We start from the raw sequence: 19,644 nt of genomic DNA, 5'->3' as shown, positions 1-19,644 counted from the left end.
TTAGGAGTGTAATCCTAACAGCCGTATAGGTCGCAGGGGGATAGCGATGCAATCAGTTTTTTTGCGGGTTTTCCTGGGCCAACAGCGCAGGCGTGGCAGGCAGGCGCTCGACCACGGCGAGCTTCTCCGGGCGCTGTGCCTCACGCCAAGCACGGAAGGCGTTAAGTTCGCCGTCCAGCGTCTTCATGATCCATGCTAGTACGGCGATATCATCGAACATACCAAACATCGGGATAAAGTCCGGGATCGCGTCGATAGGGCTCAGAAAGTACATCAGCCCCGCCACGATCGAGATCAGTGCCTTGGGGCTGATGGCGCGATATTCGCCGCGCCAGTAAGCCAGGCAAAGGGCTTGAAGCAGCTTGAGGTCGTCCTTGAGCTTGCCGAGGCGGCTGCCCTGGCTGGAACCTTTGGCGGCGACGGCGAACAACAAGGTCGGCAAACGTCCACGCCCCAACAAACGTGCCGCCATGGGCAGAAAGCGGGTGAAATTGAAGGGTGGTTTCATCGGTCACTCCAGTTCCAGTCGACACACAAGGTTATCCACACAAATTGTGGATAACCTTGTGAACAGAGCCTGTTTTGCGGCCTGAAAGCCACGGGTTACAAGGCTTACAGTCAGATCGGGCGTTTTTTGCGCACCTCAAAAAAACCCAAGATTTCATTGACTTGGCGTTGCTGTGCGGTTACCCGTGCTCGAGTGTTATATCAGACTGTTACAGGTTGCGGACGTTCGTTTGGATGTACGCGAACCGCAGAAACAACAACGCCCCGTCGAGACGGGGCGTTGTGTGTTCAGGCGCCTATTACTTCTTGGCGGCCGGTGCGGCAGGAGCTTCAGCCTTGGCTGGGTCCTTGATGCCCAGCAGCTCCAGGTCAAATACCAGCACGGAATTGGCTGGAATCGCCGGGCTCGGGCTCTGAGCACCGTAGGCCAGGTCGGACGGGATATACAGTTCGACCTTTTCGCCAACGTGCATCAATTGCAGACCTTCGACCCAACCTGGAATCACGCCGCTGACCGGCAGGTCAATCGGGCTGCCGCGATCCACGGAACTGTCAAAGGTAGTGCCGTTAGTCAGCTTACCGGTGTAGTGAACAGTGACCACGTCAGTAGGCTTAGGCTGCGGGCCATCGGCTTTCTTGGTGATCTTGTACTGCAGACCGGAAGCAGTGGTGACGACGCCGTCTTTCTTGGCATTGTCTTCGAGGAATTTCTTGCCGGCGGCTGCCGACTCTTCGCTCATTTTGGCCATGCGTTCTTCAGCACGTTTTTGCAGTGCGGCGAACGCTTCAACCAGTTCGTCGTCTTTGAGCCTCTGCTCTTTCTTGCCGACGGCATCTTCGATGCCTTGGGCTACTGCTTTGGAATCCAGGTCATCCATGCCTTCCTGGGCAAGGCTTTTGCCCATGTTCAGGCCGATGCCATAGGAAGCTTTTTGCGCCGGGGTTTTCAGCTCTACGCTGGTCTGCGAATCACAACCCGCAAGTACCAGGCTAACCAGGGCCACCGCCGCCGCCAACCGATGCTGTTTCATGCTATTTCCTTGTTCATGCGCCAATAGGGCATTTGAATAAAGTCGCGAGCTTATCAGGCGGCCACGACCAATGGCTACCGGCATGTGAGCAGGAAACTTCCGATAAGTTCACGTGTTTAAAAGCATTTTCATTCATCATGAGGGCCCGCGACGGACCGCGGGACCGCCTTCATCCAGGCTCATGGCCACTTGCCGCACCTCTGGCCTAGTGGCATAACAACGCAACCCCTCGACAAGGATAGTTATCTTGCGCATTTTTTCCCGTATTTTGCTGCTGATCGGGCTCGTGCTGGGCCTGATTCTGACGGTGGTGATCTATTACATCGTCAACCCCAAGCTGCCGGACCCTGTGCCGGTGAAGCAGGTGCATTACCAGGACCAATGGAGCGCCGCCGACCGCCAGACCTACTACTTCACGCCTCAGGGCACCCAGGTAAAAGGCCTGCATTACGATTGGTTCACCGCCCTGGAATTGCCGTTCTCCGAGCGACGCTTTGCCACACCAGAATACCTGGCGCGCTTCGGCTTTCTGGTCGACCCCAAGCAGGTGCCCAGCGCGCAAAACCCCGGCAATCTGCCTGTAGGGTTCGCCCGCCACAAAAACGCCGACAGCAACGTTGAATACCTGGATATCACCTGCGCCGCGTGCCATACCGGCGAGTTGCATTTCCAAGGCCAGGCGCTGCGTATCGATGGCGGCTCGGCCCAACACGTTTTGCCATCAAGCGTACCCACCCTGCGCGGCGGTAGCTTCGGCCAGGCACTCGTTGCCAGCCTGGCGGCAACCTATTACAACCCCTGGAAATTCGAGCGCTTCGCCCGTCAGGTGCTGGGGGATCGATATGAAACCGACCGCAGCCAACTGCGTCAGGACTTCAAACAGTCGCTGAATCAATTTCTCAAAGTGGCCTGGAACGATACCCACCGCGGCCTCTATCCCACCGAAGAGGGCCCCGGTCGCACCGACGCCTTTGGCCGCATCGCCAACGCCAGCTTTGGCGATGGGATTTCGCCAGACAACTACCGCGTCGCCAATGCCCCCGTGGACTACCCGCAGCTGTGGGACATCTGGACCTTCGACTGGGTGCAATGGAACGGCTCGGCGCAACAACCCATGGCACGCAACATCGGCGAAGCCCTGGGCGTCGGCGCGACCCTGACCTTCTTCGACAGCGCCGGCCAACCCCTGCAAGGCGAGGCGCGCTACCCTTCCAGCGTACGGGTGCGCGACCTCAACCTGATTGAAGAAACCCTGCAACGCCTCAAACCGCCCACCTGGCCGGAAGACCTGTTCGGCGCCATCGACAAGCCTCTGGCCGCCCAAGGTCGTGCGCTGTTCGCCGAAAACTGCGCAGGCTGCCACGTACCGAATGTGACCGAGGAAAATGGTCGGCCAGTGCAGCACTTGAAAATGCTGCCGGTTGAATACATCGGCACCGACCCCGGTACCGCCAGTAATATCGCTGATCAACGTTACGACCTCAGCGCCCTGCAATGGGACCCGGCCGAACTGGCCCGACTGAATGTCGAACTGCACCCCACCCCGACCGAACCGTTGGACCTGAAGAAAATGTCGGTGGCCAAAGGCCTGGCCTACGTCACAGCCTTCGTCGAAGACCATGCCTACCGTGCCGCCGGCGTGACTCCGGCCGAGCGCCCACGGCTGGATGGCTATGGCCTGCCGATCGGCGTGCGCGAGTTGCGTGCCTACAAGGCGCGCCCACTGGCCGGCGTGTGGGCCACGCCACCGTTCCTGCACAATGGCTCGGTGCCGACTATTTACCAACTGCTCTCGCCCCAGGATGAGCGCAGCACCACCTTTTATAAGGGCACCTTCGAGTACGATCCGCGCCATTTGGGCTTTGAGACCGCGGCGTTCAAGAATGCCTTCCTGTTCGACACCCGGGTGACGGGTAACCATAACAGCGGCCACGAATTCCGTGCCGGCCAACTAGGCAACGGCGTGATTGGCCGTGGCCTGCTGCCACAGGAGCGCTGGGCGCTGCTGGAATACCTCAAAGTACTGGGCGGCCCTTTGGAGCAACAACTGCCATGATGATTCGATCTCAATATGACCGCCCTTCCCTGCTTGCACGCCTCTGGTTGTGGGTTGGCCGCTTTCTTGGCAAGACGTTGCTCTGGCTGGTAACGCTGGGCCTGATTGGCTGGCTGGCGACCACGGCCTGGTATGCATGGCAACATAGCGGCCCGGTGTCGGCAGATGAGCAAGTGCCGCCGGGTGAAGCAGCGATGACCCAAGGCATCATCCAGACGGCGGTACGCATCGTCGATCAGCATCGCGAAGGCACGCGCTACCTGCGCGACGCCCATGCCAAAGCACATGGCTGCGTGAAGGCCGAAGTCAGCGTATTGAGCGATCTGGACCCTGCGCTACGCCAGGGCGTGTTCGCCGAACCTGGTAAGACCTGGCAGGCCAGCATGCGGTTATCAAACGGCAATGCCTACCCACAGTTCGACAGCATCCGCGACGCGCGGGGCATGGCGCTCAAGTTACTCGACGTACCGGGCAAACAACTGCTGGCGGACCAGCAAAGCCGTACCGAACAAGACTTTGTGATGTTCAGCCATCCCAACTTTTTCGTCAGCGACGTCGCGGAGTACGCCCAGAACATCGGCGCCCAGGCGGACGGCAAGAAAGTGCTGGCGTTCTTTCCCAAGATCGACCCACGCACATGGCAAGTGCGCCATCTGTTTATCGCCCTGGCAACTCTGGCGCCGGCACCGGCCAGCCCGACGCAGACCACCTACTTTTCGGTATCGCCCTACAAGTTCGGCGCGGCCAATGCCAAATTCCGCGTAGCGCCCGCCCCACAGAACTGTCCGGAGTACGTGCTGCCCAAACAGAACCAGGACCTGCCGAACTTCTTGCGCAGTGCCTTGAGCCAGCAGCTCTCGACAGATCGTGTACCGGCGTGCTTCGTCTTGCAGATCCAGCGGCAGAATCCGCAGAAGTTCATGCCCATCGAAGACACCAGCATCGAGTGGAAAGAGAGCGACGCGCCCTATGAAACCGTAGCCACCGTTCGGATTCCGGCTCAGGACTTCGACACCCCGGCGCAAAACCTGGCGTGCGACAACCAATCGTTCAACCCCTGGTTTGGCGTCGCGGAGCACCGCCCCATCGGCGGTATCAACCGCCTGCGCAAGGCGGTGTATGAAGCGGTCAGCGACTACCGCCATAGCCGCAACGCGCCGTAAAGAGTACGTAACAAAGGGCCCGACGCTGTAAGGATTGCGTCGGGTCTATTGAGGTGTTTTCGCCATGCACTTAGCGTGATTTCCTACCCCATCATTTAGGAATTCACTGTGGAAAGCTCAACCCTCGGCATGATCGTACTGACCCTTATCGCGGTGTTCGGCACGGCCTCGTTTTGCTTCGAGCACCTGGCTATCCGTCAGCCGCGCAAGGAAAAGCCGACTAACCAAATCCCAGGCACAAAAAAGCCCGCTCAATGAGCGGGCTTCTTGTGGTGACCTGGCGTTCAGTGGTCCAGGTTACCGAATATGGCGCAGCGGACGGGACTCGAACCCGCGACCCCCGGCGTGACAGGCCGGTATTCTAACCGACTGAACTACCGCTGCGCGTAACACTTGAAGCGAATGGTGGGTGATGACGGGATCGAACCGCCGACCCTCTGCTTGTAAGGCAGATGCTCTCCCAGCTGAGCTAATCACCCTTCACTTTCGGTGTGGGCGGCATCATACAGCAAAATTTCGCAATGTCTTGATTTAAATGCACTTTATTTAAAAATTTTTCTGATGACCGGAAAAGGCCCGTAAAAACAGGCTCCACTCCCCTTCAAACGCGAGTCTATTGCGTTTACCTGTTGCTTGGCCGCACAATTAAAAACCATTCTCAATAACGCCTGAGTCACACCTATGTCTGTGGGTGAACCGCCATTCCAACGGGAAATTTCCCAGCTCTACAGCGAGCATCATGGCTGGCTGCTCACTTGGCTGCGACGCAAACTGCGCTGCCGGCATCATGCGGCCGACCTGGCCCAGGATACGTTTGCACGCATCCTGAACGCGCGCGAGTCCGTGGCCGGCATTCGCGAACCCCGGGCTTATCTGAGCACCACAGCCCGGCGCCTGATCATTGACCAGACGCGGCGCCGACAGATTGAACAAGCCTACCTGCAGGAATTGGCCCTCACGGTGGACGCATTGGAGGGGTTTCAGTCCCCGGAGCAGATCCACACCACCCTTGAAGCCCTTGAACAGATCGCGTTTATCCTGGAAGGCATGCACGAATACGCGCGCCAGGCATTCGTGCTGTATTACTTGGAAGAAATGACCCAGCAGCAAATCGCCCGCCAGCTCAAATTGTCGGAACGCACTGTACGCAAATATCTGATCCAGGCGCTCATGCACTGCGGCCATAGCATGGACACTTGATAAAGCATGTCGGATAGCCACCCAGAGATCGAAGAGCAAGCCGCCGAATGGCTCCTGCACCTGCATGAAGGCGAACTGAACGAGCCCCAGCGCCAGGCGTTCGAACGCTGGAAACAGCAAGGCCCGCATCACGCTGCGGCCGCCGCTCGAATGGAAGCAGTCATTGTCCGCATGCAGGCCCTGCGCGGCAAAAAAAACCTAGCAAAGGCGGCGCTGAACGCGGCTTTCGCGCAGCCTAGAAACCGCCGTAGCAAGAACGCCGTGCGCGCATTGGTATTGGCGTGCAGCCTGGCGATTCCAACCGCCGCATTGCTTGTCAGCCTTTACCCCCAGCAATGGATGGCCGATGTGCGCAACGGTCCGGGCCAATGGCAAACCCTGCAATTGGCAGATGGCTCGACGCTGGCCTTCAACGGCGTCAGCGCGGTGAACCTGCATTTCGATGGCAAGCAGCGCCGTATCGATTTGCTGCAAGGCGAAATACTGGTGGAAGTGGCCCACGACAGCACGCGGCCGTTTGTCGTGCAGACACCCCAAGGCACATTGCGCGCGCGGGGCACACGGTTCGTGGTCAAGCGAGACGGTGATGTCACCGTACTGAGCATGCTCGAATCCCGCGTAGCCGCACACAGTGCCGATGGCGAGCAGACGCTGGAGGTCGACGCAGGCTCGCGGGCCCTGATGCGCTCGAATGATGTCCGCCTAAGCGGCACGGTCGACCCGGCCAGCATCAACGAGGCGTGGCGCCGTCATCAATTGGTGGTCGAGAATCGGCCATTGCCCGAGGTGCTGGACGAAATCGCCCGGCATCGCGCCGGCCGTGTCCAATTCGATCGCCATGCGCTCCAAGGCATACGAGTGTCGGCCGTCATACCGCTGGATGACAGCGACCATGCCTTGCAACTGTTGGCGCAAACACTGCCGATACGGGCCCATGCTTTCACCCCTTGGCTGATCGTCGTCACACCCGAAATGCCGCCCAATGAATAATTATTCGCATTTGCTTCCGGTTTTTATGAAGCTGCCCGTCAAGGAAGGTAATTCAGCACATAAAGGACTACCTTCACCATGCCTACCCCCTCCCCCGCGGGCAGACGTTTTCGACTCCTGAAAAGCGCGCCACTGTCGCTGGCGCTGATCACCACCATCACATTAAATATGAGTCTGGCCCATGCAGACGTCGCCAGCATCACCACTCGGACGTACGACATTCCAGCCGGGCCGCTAGGCAGCTCGCTCAATCGGTTTGCCCAGCAGGCGGGCGTCGCCATCGTGTTCCAGTCCCACGAACTGGAAGGCCTTCAAGGGCAAGGTCTGAAAGGCTCCTACGGCATCCAGGACGGTTTCGATAGTTTGCTGCAAGGCAGCGGCTACCGTGCGGTAAAAGGCGATCAGGTCTATGCGCTGGAACCCGCGCCCGTCAGCGGCGGCGACACCATGGAGCTGAGCCCGACCCAAGTCAGCGGTAACCAGCTCGGTAACGTCACCGAGGGCACCGGATCCTACACGCCCGGCACAATCGCGACCTCGACACGGCTGGTGCTGACGCCCAAGGAAACGCCGCAATCGGTCTCGGTAGTCACCCGCCAGCACATGGATGATTTCGGCCTGAACAACGTCGACGATGTGATGCGCCATACACCCGGCATCACTGTGTCAGCCTTCGACACCGAGCGTACCAACTACTATGCCCGGGGTTTTTCCATCAACAACTTCCAGTACGACGGCATTCCGTCCACGGCGCGCAATGTCGCTTACTCAGCGGGCAACACCCTGAGCGACATGGCGATCTACGACCGCGTCGAAGTGCTCAAGGGTGCCACCGGCCTGCTAACTGGCGCAGGCTCGCTGGGGGCGACAATCAACCTGGTGCGTAAGAAACCTACCGCAGACTTTCAAGGACACGCCACCCTCGGCGCCGGTTCCTGGGACAACTACCGCAGCGAGCTGGATGTCAGCGGTCCGCTGACCGAAAGTGGCAACGTGCGCGGCAGAGCCGTGGCGGCGTACCAGGACAAGCATTCGTTCATGGATCACTACTCGCGCCAGAGTCCCACGTACTACGGCATCATGGAGTTCGATCTGTCACCCGACACCCTGCTGACCGTAGGCGGCGACTATCAGGACACGCTGCCAAAGGGTTCTTCATGGTCGGGCAGTTTTCCGCTGATCAACGCCAAAGGCGATCGCAATAGCGTCAAGCGCTCGTTCAACAACGCCGCCGATTGGAGCAGTTGGGAGCAATACACACGCACCGTATTTGCCGTGCTTGAGCACGATCTGGGTGATGGATGGGTGACCAAGCTGCAATTGGATCACAAGATCAACGGCTACCACGCGTTGATGGGTTCGATCCAAGGCGACCAGCCTCAACCGGATGGCACCGCACAACTCACGTCGGGCAAGTACACCGGGGAAACTGTCAGCGATTCCGCCGACCTATACGTGAGCGGCCCGTTCAGCCTGGGAGGTCGAGAACATGAACTGGTGCTGGGCGGCTCCATCAGCGCCTCCGAATGGAAAGGTAAAGGCTACTGGAATCTCTCGCCGAATATCGTCGATTTCAATAACTGGCACGGCCACGCCGCCATACCGGATTGGGGTCAGGCACAATCGCTGACCGATGACACCGTGCGCCAGACAGGCGCTTATGTCACCACGCGCCTGAACCTTGCCGACGACCTCAAGCTGCTGCTGGGCGGACGCGTGGTCAACTACCAGGTCACAGGCTACAACCCCAATTACCGTGAGTCTGGACGTTTCGTGCCTTACGTCGGTGCCGTGTACGACCTTAACGACACTTACTCGGTGTACGCCAGCTACACCGATATCTTCATGCCGCAGGAGAATTACAACCGCGACCGCGACAACAAGCTGCTTGAGCCCGACGATGGCCAGAACTGGGAGCTGGGTCTGAAAGCCGACTTCCTCGACGGTCGCGTGAACGCCAGTGCAGCCTACTTTGAAATCCATGAATCCAATCGCGCGCTTTCGGATGACGAGTACAACAACCAAACGCCAATCCCAAACAACTACGCCTACAAAAGCAGCAAGGCCGTTACCAAAGGTTATGAGTTGGAGATGTCCGGCGAGATTGCTCCTGGCTGGCAACTTCAGGCCGGCTACACCCACAAGATAGTGCGCGACGACAAGGACGAAAAAATCTCCACCTTCGAGCCTGAAGATCAGGTCAAGCTGTACACCACCTACCAACTCAAGGGCCAATTGGACAAGTTGACCGTCGGCGGTGGCGTACGCTGGCAGAGCGTTGGCTGGCAGGACATCTACAACAACCCGCATAAGCAATACGAAGAGTTCTCCCAGGACGCTTATTGGCTGGTGGATGTGATGACCAAGTACCAGGTCACTAAGAATCTGTCGGCCACACTGAACGTCAACAACCTGTTCGACAAGCACTACTACACCAATATCGGCTTCTATAACTCCGCCGCTTACGGCGAGCCGCGCAACTTTATGGTGACCACGCGCTGGGATTTCTAGAGCCCCAATAAAAAACGCCGCTGATCAAACCTGATCGGCGGCGTTTTTCAGTTTATGCAAAGTCCAGACAGCAAAAAGCCCGCTCAATGAGCGGGCTTTCTGTGGTGACCTGGCGTTCAGTGTTCCAGGTTACCGAATATGGCGCAGCGGACGGGACTCGAACCCGCGACCCCCGGCGTGACAGGCCGGTATTCTAACCGACTGAACTACCGCTGCGCGTAACACTTGAAGCGAATGGTGGGTGATGACGGGATCGAACCGCCGACCCTCTGCTTGTAAGGCAGATGCTCTCCCAGCTGAGCTAATCACCCTTCGTTTCGGTGTGGCGCGCATTCTACGGAGCGTCCCCAAGTCTGGCAAGCACTTTCTTAAATCTTTTTTTTGATAGCTTCCAATGGCTTAGGCAGGGTTGGCCTGGCGCGATATGAAGAGAATAATGCCCCCCTTTGTATAAAGGAGAGACTCACCCCATGTGGTTCAAGAACCTGCTTATCTATCGCCTGACCCAAGATCTGCCTGTTGATGCCGAGGCGTTGGAAGCGGCCATGGCCACCAAGCTGGCGCGCCCATGTGCAAGCCAGGAGTTGACCACTTACGGTTTTGTCGCCCCGTTCGGCAAAGGTGAAGATGCGCCCCTGGTGCACGTCAGCGGTGACTTCCTGCTGATCGCCGCGCGCAAGGAAGAACGCATTCTGCCGGGCAGCGTGGTGCGTGACGCACTCAAGGAGAAAGTCGAAGAGATCGAGGCCGAGCAGATGCGCAAGGTCTATAAGAAAGAACGCGACCAGATCAAGGATGAGATCATCCAGGCCTTCCTGCCCCGCGCATTTATTCGTCGCTCGTCGACCTTTGCCGCCATCGCGCCGAAACAGGGTCTGATCCTGGTGAACTCGGCCAGCCCCAAGCGCGCCGAAGACCTGCTCTCCACCCTGCGTGAAGTGATCGGCACCCTGCCGGTACGTCCGCTGACGGTGAAAACCGCACCGACCGCCATCATGACCGACTGGGTCACCACCCAGAAACCGGCCGATGACTTCTTCGTCCTCGACGAGTGCGAGCTGCGCGACACTCACGAAGACGGCGGCATCGTGCGTTGCAAGCGTCAGGACCTGACCAGCGAAGAAATCCAGCTGCATCTGACCACCGGCAAAGTCGTGACTCAGTTGGCCCTGGCCTGGCAAGACAAATTGTCCTTCATGCTCGACGACAAAATGACCGTCAAGCGCCTGAAGTTCGAAGACCTGCTGCAGGACCAGGCGGAACAGGACGGCGGCGACGAAGCCCTGGGCCAGTTGGATGCCAGCTTTACCCTGATGATGCTGACCTTCGGCGACTTCCTGCCGGCGCTGATCGAAGCGCTGGGCGGAGAAGAGACCCCGCAGGGCATCTAAGCCGTGTGAGGATCGGGAGGCGTTAGAGGCGCGTGTTCGGGATTGCGCTGTGTCGGTCAACTTATTCATTGGCTGACACAGTGCGATCACGGGCAAGCCCCCTGCCACATTTGACCGCATCAACCCTTCAAAAAAAGACCAACGAAAAAGGACATTCCCATGCGCGCCCTCGCCAGCCTGAGCCGCTTCGTCGGCAACACCTTCGCCTATTGGGTGTTGATTTTCGCCGTTGTGGCGTTCTTCGAACCGTCCTGGTTCATTGGCCTGAAAAGCGCCATCGTGCCGTTACTGGGGCTGGTGATGTTCGGTATGGGGCTGACCCTGAAGCTGGATGACTTCGCTGAAGTCGCCCGGCACCCATGGCGCGTGGCGCTGGGCGTGGTGGCGCACTTTGTGATCATGCCCGGCGTGGCCTGGTTGTTGTGCCAGGTGTTTCATCTGCCGCCGGAGATTGCCGTCGGTGTGATCCTGGTGGGCTGCTGCCCAAGCGGTACCTCGTCCAACGTAATGACTTGGCTGGCCCGTGGCGATCTGGCGTTGTCGGTGGCCATCGCCGCCGTCACCACCCTCCTCGCCCCGCTGCTGACGCCGGCGCTGATCTGGTTACTGGCGTCAGCCTGGTTGCCGGTGTCGTTCATGGAGCTGTTCTGGTCGATCCTGCAAGTGGTGCTGCTGCCGATCGTGCTCGGCGTGGTGGCGCAACGCGTGCTTGGTGAGCGCGTGCGCCATGCGGTGGAGGTACTGCCGCTGGTGTCGGTGATCAGCATCGTGACGATCGTCGCGGCGGTGGTTGCGGCGAGCCAGGCCAAGATTGCCGAGTCGGGCCTGTTGATCATGGCGGTGGTGATGCTGCATAACAGCTTCGGCTACTTGCTGGGTTACTTCACCGGTCGCCTGTTCAAACTGCCCTTGGCACAACGCAAATCCCTGGCGCTGGAGGTGGGCATGCAAAACTCCGGGCTGGGCGCCGCGCTGGCCAGCGCGCACTTCTCGCCATTGGCGGCTGTGCCGAGCGCGCTGTTCAGCGTCTGGCACAATATTTCCGGGGCATTGCTGTCGACTTACTTCCGCCGGATGAGCGAAGCGCAAGACCGTCTCCCACTGGAGAGCACCCCGCCAACTTGATCGCGTGATCGATGTTCGGCACTCTAACGCCCTTCGCGGGGACGACCCCGCGACGCTTCCAAGCGCCAATTCCGGGGACGACCCCATCCACAGAAGGGGTTACCCATGTCTTGGATCATTCTGTTCTTTGCCGGGTTGTTCGAAGTGGGCTGGGCCGTCGGCTTGAAGTACACCGATGGTTTCAGTAAGCCACTGCCCACCGTGCTGACCCTTGCCGCCATGGCTGTGAGCCTTGGCCTGCTGGGGCTGGCCGTGAAAGAGCTGCCGCTGGGTACTGCCTATGCCGTATGGACGGGCGTGGGTGCCGTCGGGACGGTCATCGCCGGGATTATCCTGTTTGGCGAATCCATGGCGTTGTTCCGGCTGGCCAGCGTGGCATTGATCATCTTCGGGTTGATTGGTCTCAAGCTCAGCACCTAGGTCGCCAGCGCTTACCGTGGGCAAACCCGCCCGCGGTAAGCGCTGATTAGCCGTACAAATCTAACGGACCGTGCCGCGCAGTCCCGCTACCACTTCCTGCAATTGCGCAGGAGTAGCCGCCTCCACCGCAACCGGCTCGCCGGCCACCAGCACCACCCGCGACCAGATGCGATGGAAGAAGCCTTTATTCGGATCGCGACTGAAGAAACTGCCCCATAACCCCTGCAACGCCATGGGAATCACCGGCACCGCCGTCTCTTCCAGAATACGCGTCACGCCACCGCGAAACTCATTCATCTCACCATCGGCGGTCAGCTTGCCCTCCGGAAAGATACACACCAACTCCCCTTCTTTCAGGTACTCGGCAATCCGCTTGAAGGCTTGCTCATAGATCTGGATATCTTCGTTGCGCCCGGCAATCGGAATCGCCCCGGCGGTGCGGAAGATAAAGTTGAGCACCGGCAAACGGTAGATCTTGTAGTACATGACAAAACGAATCGGCCGACGCACCGCGCCACCGATCAGCAGCGCATCGACAAACGACACATGATTGCACACCAGTAACGCCGCGCCTTCGTCCGGGATGGCCTGCAGGTTGCGGTGCTCCACGCGGTACATGGAATGGCTGAGCAGCCAGATCATGAAGCGCATGGTGAACTCGGGGACGATTCGGAAGATGTAGGTATTGACCGCGATATTGAGCAGCGACACCACCAGGAACAGCTGCGGAATCGACAGCTTGGCCACGCTCAACAGCAGGATCGACACCAGCGCCGACACCACCATGAACAGCGCATTGAGGATGTTGTTGGCGGCGATCACCCGAGCGCGCTCATGTTCAACCGTGCGCGACTGGATCAACGCATACAGCGGCACGATATAGAAACCGCCGAACACACCCAGGCCGAGAATATCCGCCAGTACCCACCAGGCCTGCCCGTAGCTGAGCACCGCCAGCCAATCGTTGGCCTGGACGTTCTGCGGGAAGCCGCCGGAATGCCACCACAGCAACAGGCCGAACACCGTCAGGCCGAATGATCCGAACGGCACCAGACCAATTTCCACCTTACGGCCGGAGAGCTTTTCGCACAGCATCGAACCCAGGGCGATGCCTACTGAAAACACGGTAAGAATCAGCGTCACCACGGTTTCGTCGCCGTAAAGCCACTCCTTGGCATATGCCGGGATTTGCGTCAGGTAGATCGCGCCGACAAACCAGAACCACGAGTTGCCGACAATCGAGCGCGACACCGCCGGCGTCTGCCCCAGGCCCATGCGCAAGGTGGCCCACGATTGGCTGAAGATATTCCAGTTCAGGCGCAATTGCGGCGTGGAGGCCGCCGCGCGCGGGATGCTGCGGCTGGCCAGGTAACCCAGCACCGCCACGCCGACAATCGCCACCGACACCACCTTGGCGTAATGGGTGGACGACATCATGATCCCAGCGCCGATAGTGCCCGCCAGGATCGCCAGGAAGGTGCCCATTTCCACCAGGCCGTTACCGCCGACCAACTCGTCGTCGCGCAATGCCTGGGGCATGATCGAATACTTCACCGGGCCGAACAGCGCCGAGTGCGTGCCCATGGCGAACAGCGCCAGCAGCATCAATTCCAGGTGGTTGAACAAAAAACCGGTGGCGCCCACGGCCATGATCACGATCTCGGCGATCTTGATCACCCGAATCAGCGCGTCCTTATTGAATTTTTCGCCGAACTGCCCGGCCAGCGCCGAGAACAGAAAGAACGGCAGAATAAACAGCAGCGCGCACAGGTTGACCCAAATGGCGCGATCGCCGTCGATTGCGAGTTTGTAGAGGATCGCCAGGATCAGCGATTGCTTGAAGATGTTGTCGTTGAACGCACCCAACAACTGGGTGATGAAAAACGGCAAAAATCGCCGAGTGCGCAGCAAGGTGAATTGGGAAGGATGGCTCATCGTCGTCCGTGTTCCTGCGTGGCCTGAAGGCTTATCGATTATCAGGCCACGACTTTACCTAATCCTGGTTACTTATTCCCTAATCCTGCAATACACGGTGAAACAAAAAGCTCACCTTTATAGGCCCCCACCACGGTGCGCTTGGTCACGATCAACCACATCCATGCCAACGCCGCCACCAGCACGCTGCCCACTACATTGAAGAACGCCAAGTGCAACACGTTCGCCAGTTTCAGAGTGGTCAATGCGTACACCCCCAGAGGGAAGGTAAAGCCCCACCAGCCCAGGTTGAAGGGGATTTCGGCGCGCAGGTAACGCAGCGTGATCAACACGGCGATCAGCATCCACCACAAACCGAAGCCCCACAGCGTAATACCGGCCACCATGCCGAGGCCGTTGGCGATGTCACCGATGCCTGGCAAGCCGTTGGCGGCGAAGATCGCCGGTGCATCGCCCCCCAGCAGCAACATGCCGAGGGCGCCGGTGCCGATGGGACCTAAGGCCAGCCAGCTGGATGCGGCCATGTTGGCGTGGGGCAGTTTGTGCAAGGCCATGCGCAGCATCAGAATGGTCAGGATGCTGAATGCCACCGGCAGGGAAAACGCCCACAGCACGTAGCTGGTCACCAACATCACCAGTTGCGAATGGGCATCGGCCAGGTGCGGCGCCAACAGCCCACCACTGGCAGCAGCGACCTCGGCGGCGACCACGGGCAACAACCACACGGCGGTCATCTGGTCGATGCTGTGCTCCTGGCGCGTGAACATCATGAACGGGATCAGCACGCCGCAGGCCAAGGCCATAGCCACATCCAGCCACCACAGCACCTCGGCCAACGGCACCACGGCACTGCCCCAGCGCGGCAGACCGAACAGCAGCAAGCCGTTGAGAATCGTGGCCAGGCCCATGGGGATGGTGCCGAAGAACATCGAAACCGTGGAGTGCCCGAAGATCCGTCGCGCTTCATGGAAGAACATCACCCAACGCGCGGCATACAGCCCACTGAACAGCATGAACAAGACGATGGTGAACAGCCACAGCGCTTCGGCCAAAACATGCAGGCCCGGCAGCGCCACCGGCAATTGGGCCAAGGCCAGCGCGAGCACGCCGGTGCCCATGGTCGCGGCGAACCAATTGGGTGTGAACTGGCGAATCACTTCCCGAGGCCGGGTCAGGTGACTGAAAGGTTTATATCTAAGCGTTGTGGAGCAGGTCATCGTGTCAGTCCTCTTCCTCTTATGAGGTTGATTTCATGATAGAACCTGATCACATATCTATATAACGGGTAATTTCTCTAACTGTTATCTATTCAACCGATAAGTATCAGACACTGCCTTCACTTTCGATCACCAGGACGCGTGCCGGGCCTTGGGGATGGGCGACATGCTCGGTACCGACGCTGGCATAAAAGATGTCCCCCACCGCCAACTCAGCTACCTGTTCAAAGCCGTTATCGCGGTAGTGCATCAGCACCCGACCGTCGAGCACGACAAATACTTCTTCGCCGTCGTTGATGTGCCAGCGGTACGGTTGATCGGTCCAGTGCAAACGGGTGGTAATGCCGTTCATAGTGGCAATATCCAGCGCCTCCCAGGCACGGCTGCCGGTGAAGTCTTTGCTGCGGATAATCTTCATCGTCGAACCCTTCGGCTGTTGAAGTCGCGGATTATGACCGGATCACCGACTGGATGTCGCGCGGCTCCTGGTGCTGTCCTGGAGCAGCAACGCCATCAAGGCACTGAGGGCCAACACGATCAACGAGGCGCCATAGCCGTCGGTGGTGGCGATCGGGCCGAACGTGCGCGTCAGGGTGCCCGCCAACAACGAGGGTATGCAGAACGCCAAGTAGCTCAGGACGTAAAACGCCGACATCAAGCCTGCGCGCTCGTGGGGCTGAGCCAATGGCACGACGCTGCGCACAGCGCCCAGAAACCCGGCGCCGAACCCGCTGCCGGCGATCAGGGTGGCGACGAAGAACAGCGGCAGGCTGGCTGTGTGTACGGCGCCGATGATCAGCGCCACGCCCAGCGCCAACAGCATGGCGCCCAGACGCAGGACTTTGTCAGCCGCACGGTGGCGCAGGCCGTAAATCATCAGCGCTCCGCTGACGGTCAGCACCGCCACCAATCCACCGCCGATCAGGTTCGATGTCGACCCGGTCGCCGCCCGCACCAGAGAAGGCGCCAGGGATAAATAGAAACCGCCCATGGCCCACACCGCGATATCCACCGGCAATGCAATCCACAATGCGCGGCGCGCCTGGGCAGGCACATGCAACGTAGGCCACAACGACGCCAACGCCCCGGCGATGGGACTGACGGTTTCCGGCAGGCGCAACACAAGCAAGGCTTGTAGCAGCATCGCGCCGAACAGCACCCAGTAAATCAACTGGGTCGGAAATGGCGCGAACTCCACCAGCAGGCTGCAGCCCATCGCTCCGCAGGCCATGCCCAGCAACGGCGCAAGGCTGTTGATCAGTGGGCCCTGTTCGTGATCGGTATCCAGCAGCGCTGCGCCCAGCACTGCGGTGGCCATACCGGTGGCGAAGCCCTGTAATGTGCGCGCGACGATCAGCCAGGCCACACTGCTTTCATTGATAAAAAGCAGCATCGCCAGCATCTCAAGGATCAGTGCGGCGAAGATCACCGGCTTGCGCCCCAGGTAATCCGACAGCGAGCCCACGGTCAGCAGCGCCGCTAACAAGCTCAGGGCGTACACACCAAAGATCAGCGTGAGCATGCCTGCGGAAAAGTCCAAGTGCTGCTGATACAGGTGATACAACGGCGTCGGCGCGCTGGAGGCGGCGAGAAACGTCAGCAAGGTGATCGCCAGGAACACCAGGCTGGGGCGATGGGAAGTGAGACTGGACATGGGCACGCTCCGCTAAAGCTAATATTTTGCTTTTGTGCAGTGTGCGACCCGCCGACGCTTAAAGCAAATTCTTTGTGTTAAGGTCGCGTCCATGGTGATTAAAGAAGGCCTTCGCCCGGGAGGCCGCAGTGCCCGGGTACAAGCATCGGTACATTGTGCCGTGCGTGAACTATTGGAAGCCCACGAGCGATCCAGCGTGACTGTGCCGATGACTGCCGCGCGCGCCGGGGTGACGCCGTCGACCATCTACCGACGCTGGGGGGACCTCTCCGCCCTGCTCGCCGATGTGGCCGTGGCACGCATGCGCCCGGACAGCGAGCCGGCCGATACCGGCAGCCTGCGCGGCGACCTGCGAGCCTGGGCCGAGCAGTACCTGGATGAGATGAGTTCGGAACCGGGGCGCATGATGATGCGCGACGTGCAATGCAGCCCAACGCAAGGCTACTGCGTCAGCATTCTGAGCGGGCAGTTGCAGACAATTGTCGATCGCTACCCCGGCGAAACAGCGCCAAGCGTGGACCGCTTGATCAACCTGCTGGCGGCGCCGACAGTGTTTCGTATTCTCTTCTCGAGCGCGCCGTTGGCAGTTGAAGAACTGCACGAGCTGATCGAGCTGGCACTCAAGTCCTGAAGACCTGATGCAAAACCATAGGTGGGAGAGCGCTTGGCTCTCCCACATTTTCACTGCGTTCGGAGCAGCTTAGGTGCGCATCCCGCGCCCACTGACCAGCAACCGTGCACACCCGATGTAAAGCACCACAGTGGCCACGATCATAAAAGTGATCGCCACGCTGATCTTGATATCCGATACGCCGAGGATGCCGTAACGGAAGGCATTGACCATGTGCAGGACAGGGTTGGCCAACGATACGGTCTGCCAGAACGGCGGCAGCAGGCTGATGGAGTAGAACACCCCGCCCAGGTACGTCAGCGGTGTCAGCACGAAAGTCGGGATGATCGAGATGTCATCGAAATTGCGCGCAAACACCGCGTTGATAAAGCCCAGCAGCGAGAAAATCGTCGCCGTTAGCACCACCACCAGAATCGTCACCCCCAGGTGATGCACCTGCAGATGGGTAAAGAACAGCGACAACAGCGTCACGATCACGCCCACCATCAAACCGCGCAGCACACCGCCCAGGGTGTAACCGATAAGGATGGTGTGGGGCGACACCGGCGACACCATCAGTTCCTCGATGGAGCGCTGAAACTTGCTGCCAAAGAAGCTGGAGACCACGTTGCCGTAAGAGTTGGTGATCACCGACATCATGATCAGGCCCGGCACGATGTACTCCATGTAGGTGAAGCCACCCATGTCGCCGATCTGCCGACCGATCAGGTTCCCGAAGATTACAAAGTACAAGACCATGGTGATTGCAGGCGGCAGCAACGTCTGCGGCCAGATCCGGGTAAAGCGCTTCACTTCGCGATAGACGATGGTCTGCAGGGCGACGAGGTTGGGTTGCAGTTCGGAACTCATACCGCCACCTTCGCCAGATTTTTCTCCACCAGGGACACGAACAACTCCTCAAGGCGATTGGTTTTATTACGCAGGCTCAGCACTTCGATGTTCTGGGTCGCCAATTGGGTGAACAGCGCGGTGATGCCCATGGCTTTGTCCACCTGGACTTCCAGGGTATGGCTATCCACCAGGCGGCAGGGGTAGCCGAGCAGTTGCGGTGCGACGGTCAGATTGTTCTTCAAGTCCAGCAGGAACGTTTCCACATGCAACTGGCTCAGCAGGTTACGCATGCTGGTGTTCTCGACGATGGTGCCGTGGTCGATGATGCCGATATTGCGGCAAAGCTGCTCAGCCTCTTCCAGGTAGTGGGTGGTGAGGATGATGGTGATGCCCTTCTCGTTCAGCTCGGTGAGAAAGGTCCACATCGAACGCCGCAGCTCAATGTCCACGCCGGCGGTGGGCTCATCGAGGATCAGCAGGCGCGGCTCATGCACCAAGGCGCGGGCGATCATCAAACGCCGCTTCATGCCGCCGGACAGCGAACGCGAAGGCACGTCGCGCTTGTCCCACAGGCCCAATTGGGTGAGGTACTGCTCGGCGCGCTCCTTGGCGATTTTCGCCGGGATGCCGTAGTAGCCCGCCTGGGTCACGACGATGTCGAAAGTCTTTTCGAACTGGTTGAAGTTGAATTCCTGGGGCACCACACCGATGCAACGCTTGAGCGCCGCCGGGGACTGGTCCAGGTCATTACCGAAAATATTCACCGTGCCGCTGGTTTTGTTGACCAGGGTCGACAAGATGCCGATGGTGGTGGATTTGCCGGCACCGTTGGGGCCGAGCAAGGCGAAGAAGTCACCCTCAGCAACGTCCAGATCGATACCACTCAGGGCCTGGAAACCGTTGCCGTAGGTTTTGGTTAGCTGCCGGATGGACAGAGCGGAACTCATATCGGATTACGCACCAGAGAAGGGAATAGAAAGAG

At 59.3% G+C, this 19,644-nt stretch carries 18 protein-coding genes and 4 tRNA genes; 10 read left to right on the top strand and 12 right to left on the bottom strand.

Going from position 1 to position 19,644, the window contains the following annotated elements; translation table 11 throughout:
- Positions 1-52: 52 nt before the first annotated feature.
- Together ABX75_RS24795 and ABX75_RS24790 are read right to left on the bottom strand one after the other, a co-directional pair.
- On the bottom strand, positions 53-508 hold the full coding sequence (locus tag ABX75_RS24795) for a YkvA family protein (RefSeq protein WP_047882852.1): 456 nt from the start codon (positions 506-508) through the stop codon (positions 53-55).
- 298 nt (positions 509-806) lie between these two features.
- Positions 807-1,538, bottom strand: coding sequence for an FKBP-type peptidyl-prolyl cis-trans isomerase (locus ABX75_RS24790; RefSeq protein ID WP_047882851.1), 732 nt, complete (start codon positions 1,536-1,538; stop codon positions 807-809).
- 247 nt (positions 1,539-1,785) lie between these two features.
- Between ABX75_RS24790 and ABX75_RS24785 the strand changes: the two genes are divergently transcribed.
- From ABX75_RS24785 to ABX75_RS29525, 3 genes are all read left to right on the top strand, one after another.
- On the top strand, positions 1,786-3,594 hold the full coding sequence (locus ABX75_RS24785; RefSeq protein ID WP_047882850.1) for a di-heme-cytochrome C peroxidase: 1,809 nt from the start codon (positions 1,786-1,788) through the stop codon (positions 3,592-3,594).
- A complete protein-coding gene (locus ABX75_RS24780) occupies positions 3,591-4,757 on the top strand; it encodes a catalase family protein (RefSeq protein WP_034096724.1) in 1,167 nt (388 codons plus the stop codon). The genes ABX75_RS24785 and ABX75_RS24780 overlap by 4 nt, the downstream gene beginning before the upstream one ends.
- A 108-nt stretch (positions 4,758-4,865) precedes the next feature.
- The gene (locus ABX75_RS29525; protein WP_169868311.1) at positions 4,866-5,015 is read left to right on the top strand and encodes a hypothetical protein; all 150 of its coding nucleotides are present in this window, start codon (positions 4,866-4,868) and stop codon (positions 5,013-5,015) included.
- A gap of 49 nt (positions 5,016-5,064) precedes the next feature.
- On the opposite strand, the gene ABX75_RS24775 is transcribed toward ABX75_RS29525, so the two are convergent.
- Positions 5,065-5,141, bottom strand: a tRNA-Asp gene (locus ABX75_RS24775).
- Positions 5,142-5,160: 19 nt separating this feature from the next.
- Positions 5,161-5,236 (bottom strand) — tRNA-Val (locus ABX75_RS24770).
- Between the two features lie 202 nt (positions 5,237-5,438).
- Between ABX75_RS24770 and ABX75_RS24765 the strand changes: the two genes are divergently transcribed.
- From ABX75_RS24765 to ABX75_RS24755, 3 genes are all read left to right on the top strand, one after another.
- The gene (locus tag ABX75_RS24765) at positions 5,439-5,957 is read left to right on the top strand and encodes a sigma-70 family RNA polymerase sigma factor (protein WP_034096723.1); all 519 of its coding nucleotides are present in this window, start codon (positions 5,439-5,441) and stop codon (positions 5,955-5,957) included.
- A 6-nt stretch (positions 5,958-5,963) separates the two neighbouring features.
- Complete coding sequence (locus ABX75_RS24760; protein ID WP_047882849.1) at positions 5,964-6,947, top strand: FecR domain-containing protein; 984 nt, start codon at positions 5,964-5,966, stop codon at positions 6,945-6,947.
- 78 nt (positions 6,948-7,025) lie between these two features.
- A complete protein-coding gene (locus ABX75_RS24755) occupies positions 7,026-9,458 on the top strand; it encodes a TonB-dependent siderophore receptor (RefSeq protein WP_047882848.1) in 2,433 nt (810 codons plus the stop codon).
- A 139-nt stretch (positions 9,459-9,597) separates the two neighbouring features.
- On the opposite strand, the gene ABX75_RS24750 is transcribed toward ABX75_RS24755, so the two are convergent.
- Together ABX75_RS24750 and ABX75_RS24745 are read right to left on the bottom strand one after the other, a co-directional pair.
- Positions 9,598-9,674, bottom strand: a tRNA-Asp gene (locus tag ABX75_RS24750).
- Between the two features lie 19 nt (positions 9,675-9,693).
- Positions 9,694-9,769: transfer RNA gene (locus ABX75_RS24745), tRNA-Val, on the bottom strand.
- Positions 9,770-9,928: 159 nt separating this feature from the next.
- Between ABX75_RS24745 and rdgC the strand changes: the two genes are divergently transcribed.
- The 3 genes from rdgC (at position 9,929) to sugE (ending at position 12,394) form a co-directional block, all read left to right on the top strand.
- The gene (rdgC, locus tag ABX75_RS24740; protein WP_047882847.1) at positions 9,929-10,849 is read left to right on the top strand and encodes a recombination-associated protein RdgC; all 921 of its coding nucleotides are present in this window, start codon (positions 9,929-9,931) and stop codon (positions 10,847-10,849) included.
- A 159-nt stretch (positions 10,850-11,008) separates the two neighbouring features.
- Positions 11,009-11,974, top strand: coding sequence for a bile acid:sodium symporter family protein (locus ABX75_RS24735; RefSeq protein ID WP_034112747.1), 966 nt, complete (start codon positions 11,009-11,011; stop codon positions 11,972-11,974).
- 105 nt (positions 11,975-12,079) lie between these two features.
- The gene (gene sugE, locus ABX75_RS24730; protein WP_034096718.1) at positions 12,080-12,394 is read left to right on the top strand and encodes a quaternary ammonium compound efflux SMR transporter SugE; all 315 of its coding nucleotides are present in this window, start codon (positions 12,080-12,082) and stop codon (positions 12,392-12,394) included.
- Between the two features lie 60 nt (positions 12,395-12,454).
- On the opposite strand, the gene ABX75_RS24725 is transcribed toward sugE, so the two are convergent.
- From ABX75_RS24725 to ABX75_RS24710, 4 genes are all read right to left on the bottom strand, one after another.
- Positions 12,455-14,329, bottom strand: a complete 1,875-nt coding sequence (locus tag ABX75_RS24725; RefSeq protein WP_034096717.1) for an MFS transporter — start codon at positions 14,327-14,329, stop codon at positions 12,455-12,457.
- Positions 14,330-14,397: 68 nt separating this feature from the next.
- On the bottom strand, positions 14,398-15,546 hold the full coding sequence (locus ABX75_RS24720; protein WP_034096716.1) for a TDT family transporter: 1,149 nt from the start codon (positions 15,544-15,546) through the stop codon (positions 14,398-14,400).
- 106 nt (positions 15,547-15,652) lie between these two features.
- Complete coding sequence (locus ABX75_RS24715; protein WP_034096715.1) at positions 15,653-15,964, bottom strand: cupin domain-containing protein; 312 nt, start codon at positions 15,962-15,964, stop codon at positions 15,653-15,655.
- A 42-nt stretch (positions 15,965-16,006) separates the two neighbouring features.
- On the bottom strand, positions 16,007-17,200 hold the full coding sequence (locus tag ABX75_RS24710) for an MFS transporter (RefSeq protein ID WP_047882846.1): 1,194 nt from the start codon (positions 17,198-17,200) through the stop codon (positions 16,007-16,009).
- Between the two features lie 91 nt (positions 17,201-17,291).
- On the opposite strand from ABX75_RS24710, the gene ABX75_RS24705 reads away from it, so the two are divergent.
- Positions 17,292-17,831 (top strand): TetR/AcrR family transcriptional regulator, encoded by a 540-nt coding sequence (locus ABX75_RS24705; RefSeq protein ID WP_047882845.1) that lies wholly within the window; start codon positions 17,292-17,294, stop codon positions 17,829-17,831.
- Between the two features lie 69 nt (positions 17,832-17,900).
- On the opposite strand, the gene ABX75_RS24700 is transcribed toward ABX75_RS24705, so the two are convergent.
- Positions 17,901-18,680: an ABC transporter permease gene (locus tag ABX75_RS24700; protein WP_034096712.1), complete on the bottom strand. Its 780-nt coding sequence runs from the start codon at positions 18,678-18,680 to the stop codon at positions 17,901-17,903.
- On the bottom strand, positions 18,677-19,609 hold the full coding sequence (locus ABX75_RS24695; protein ID WP_034137625.1) for an ABC transporter ATP-binding protein: 933 nt from the start codon (positions 19,607-19,609) through the stop codon (positions 18,677-18,679). Before ABX75_RS24695 ends, ABX75_RS24700 begins: the two co-directional genes overlap by 4 nt.
- Positions 19,610-19,644 lie beyond the last annotated feature (35 nt).

The sequence above is a fragment of the Pseudomonas sp. ARP3 genome (assembly GCF_001029595.1).
Classification (GTDB): domain Bacteria; phylum Pseudomonadota; class Gammaproteobacteria; order Pseudomonadales; family Pseudomonadaceae; genus Aquipseudomonas; species Aquipseudomonas rhodesiae.
The sequence above is the reverse complement of the archived record's forward strand: the minus strand, read 5'-3'. Positions and strand labels throughout refer to the sequence as shown.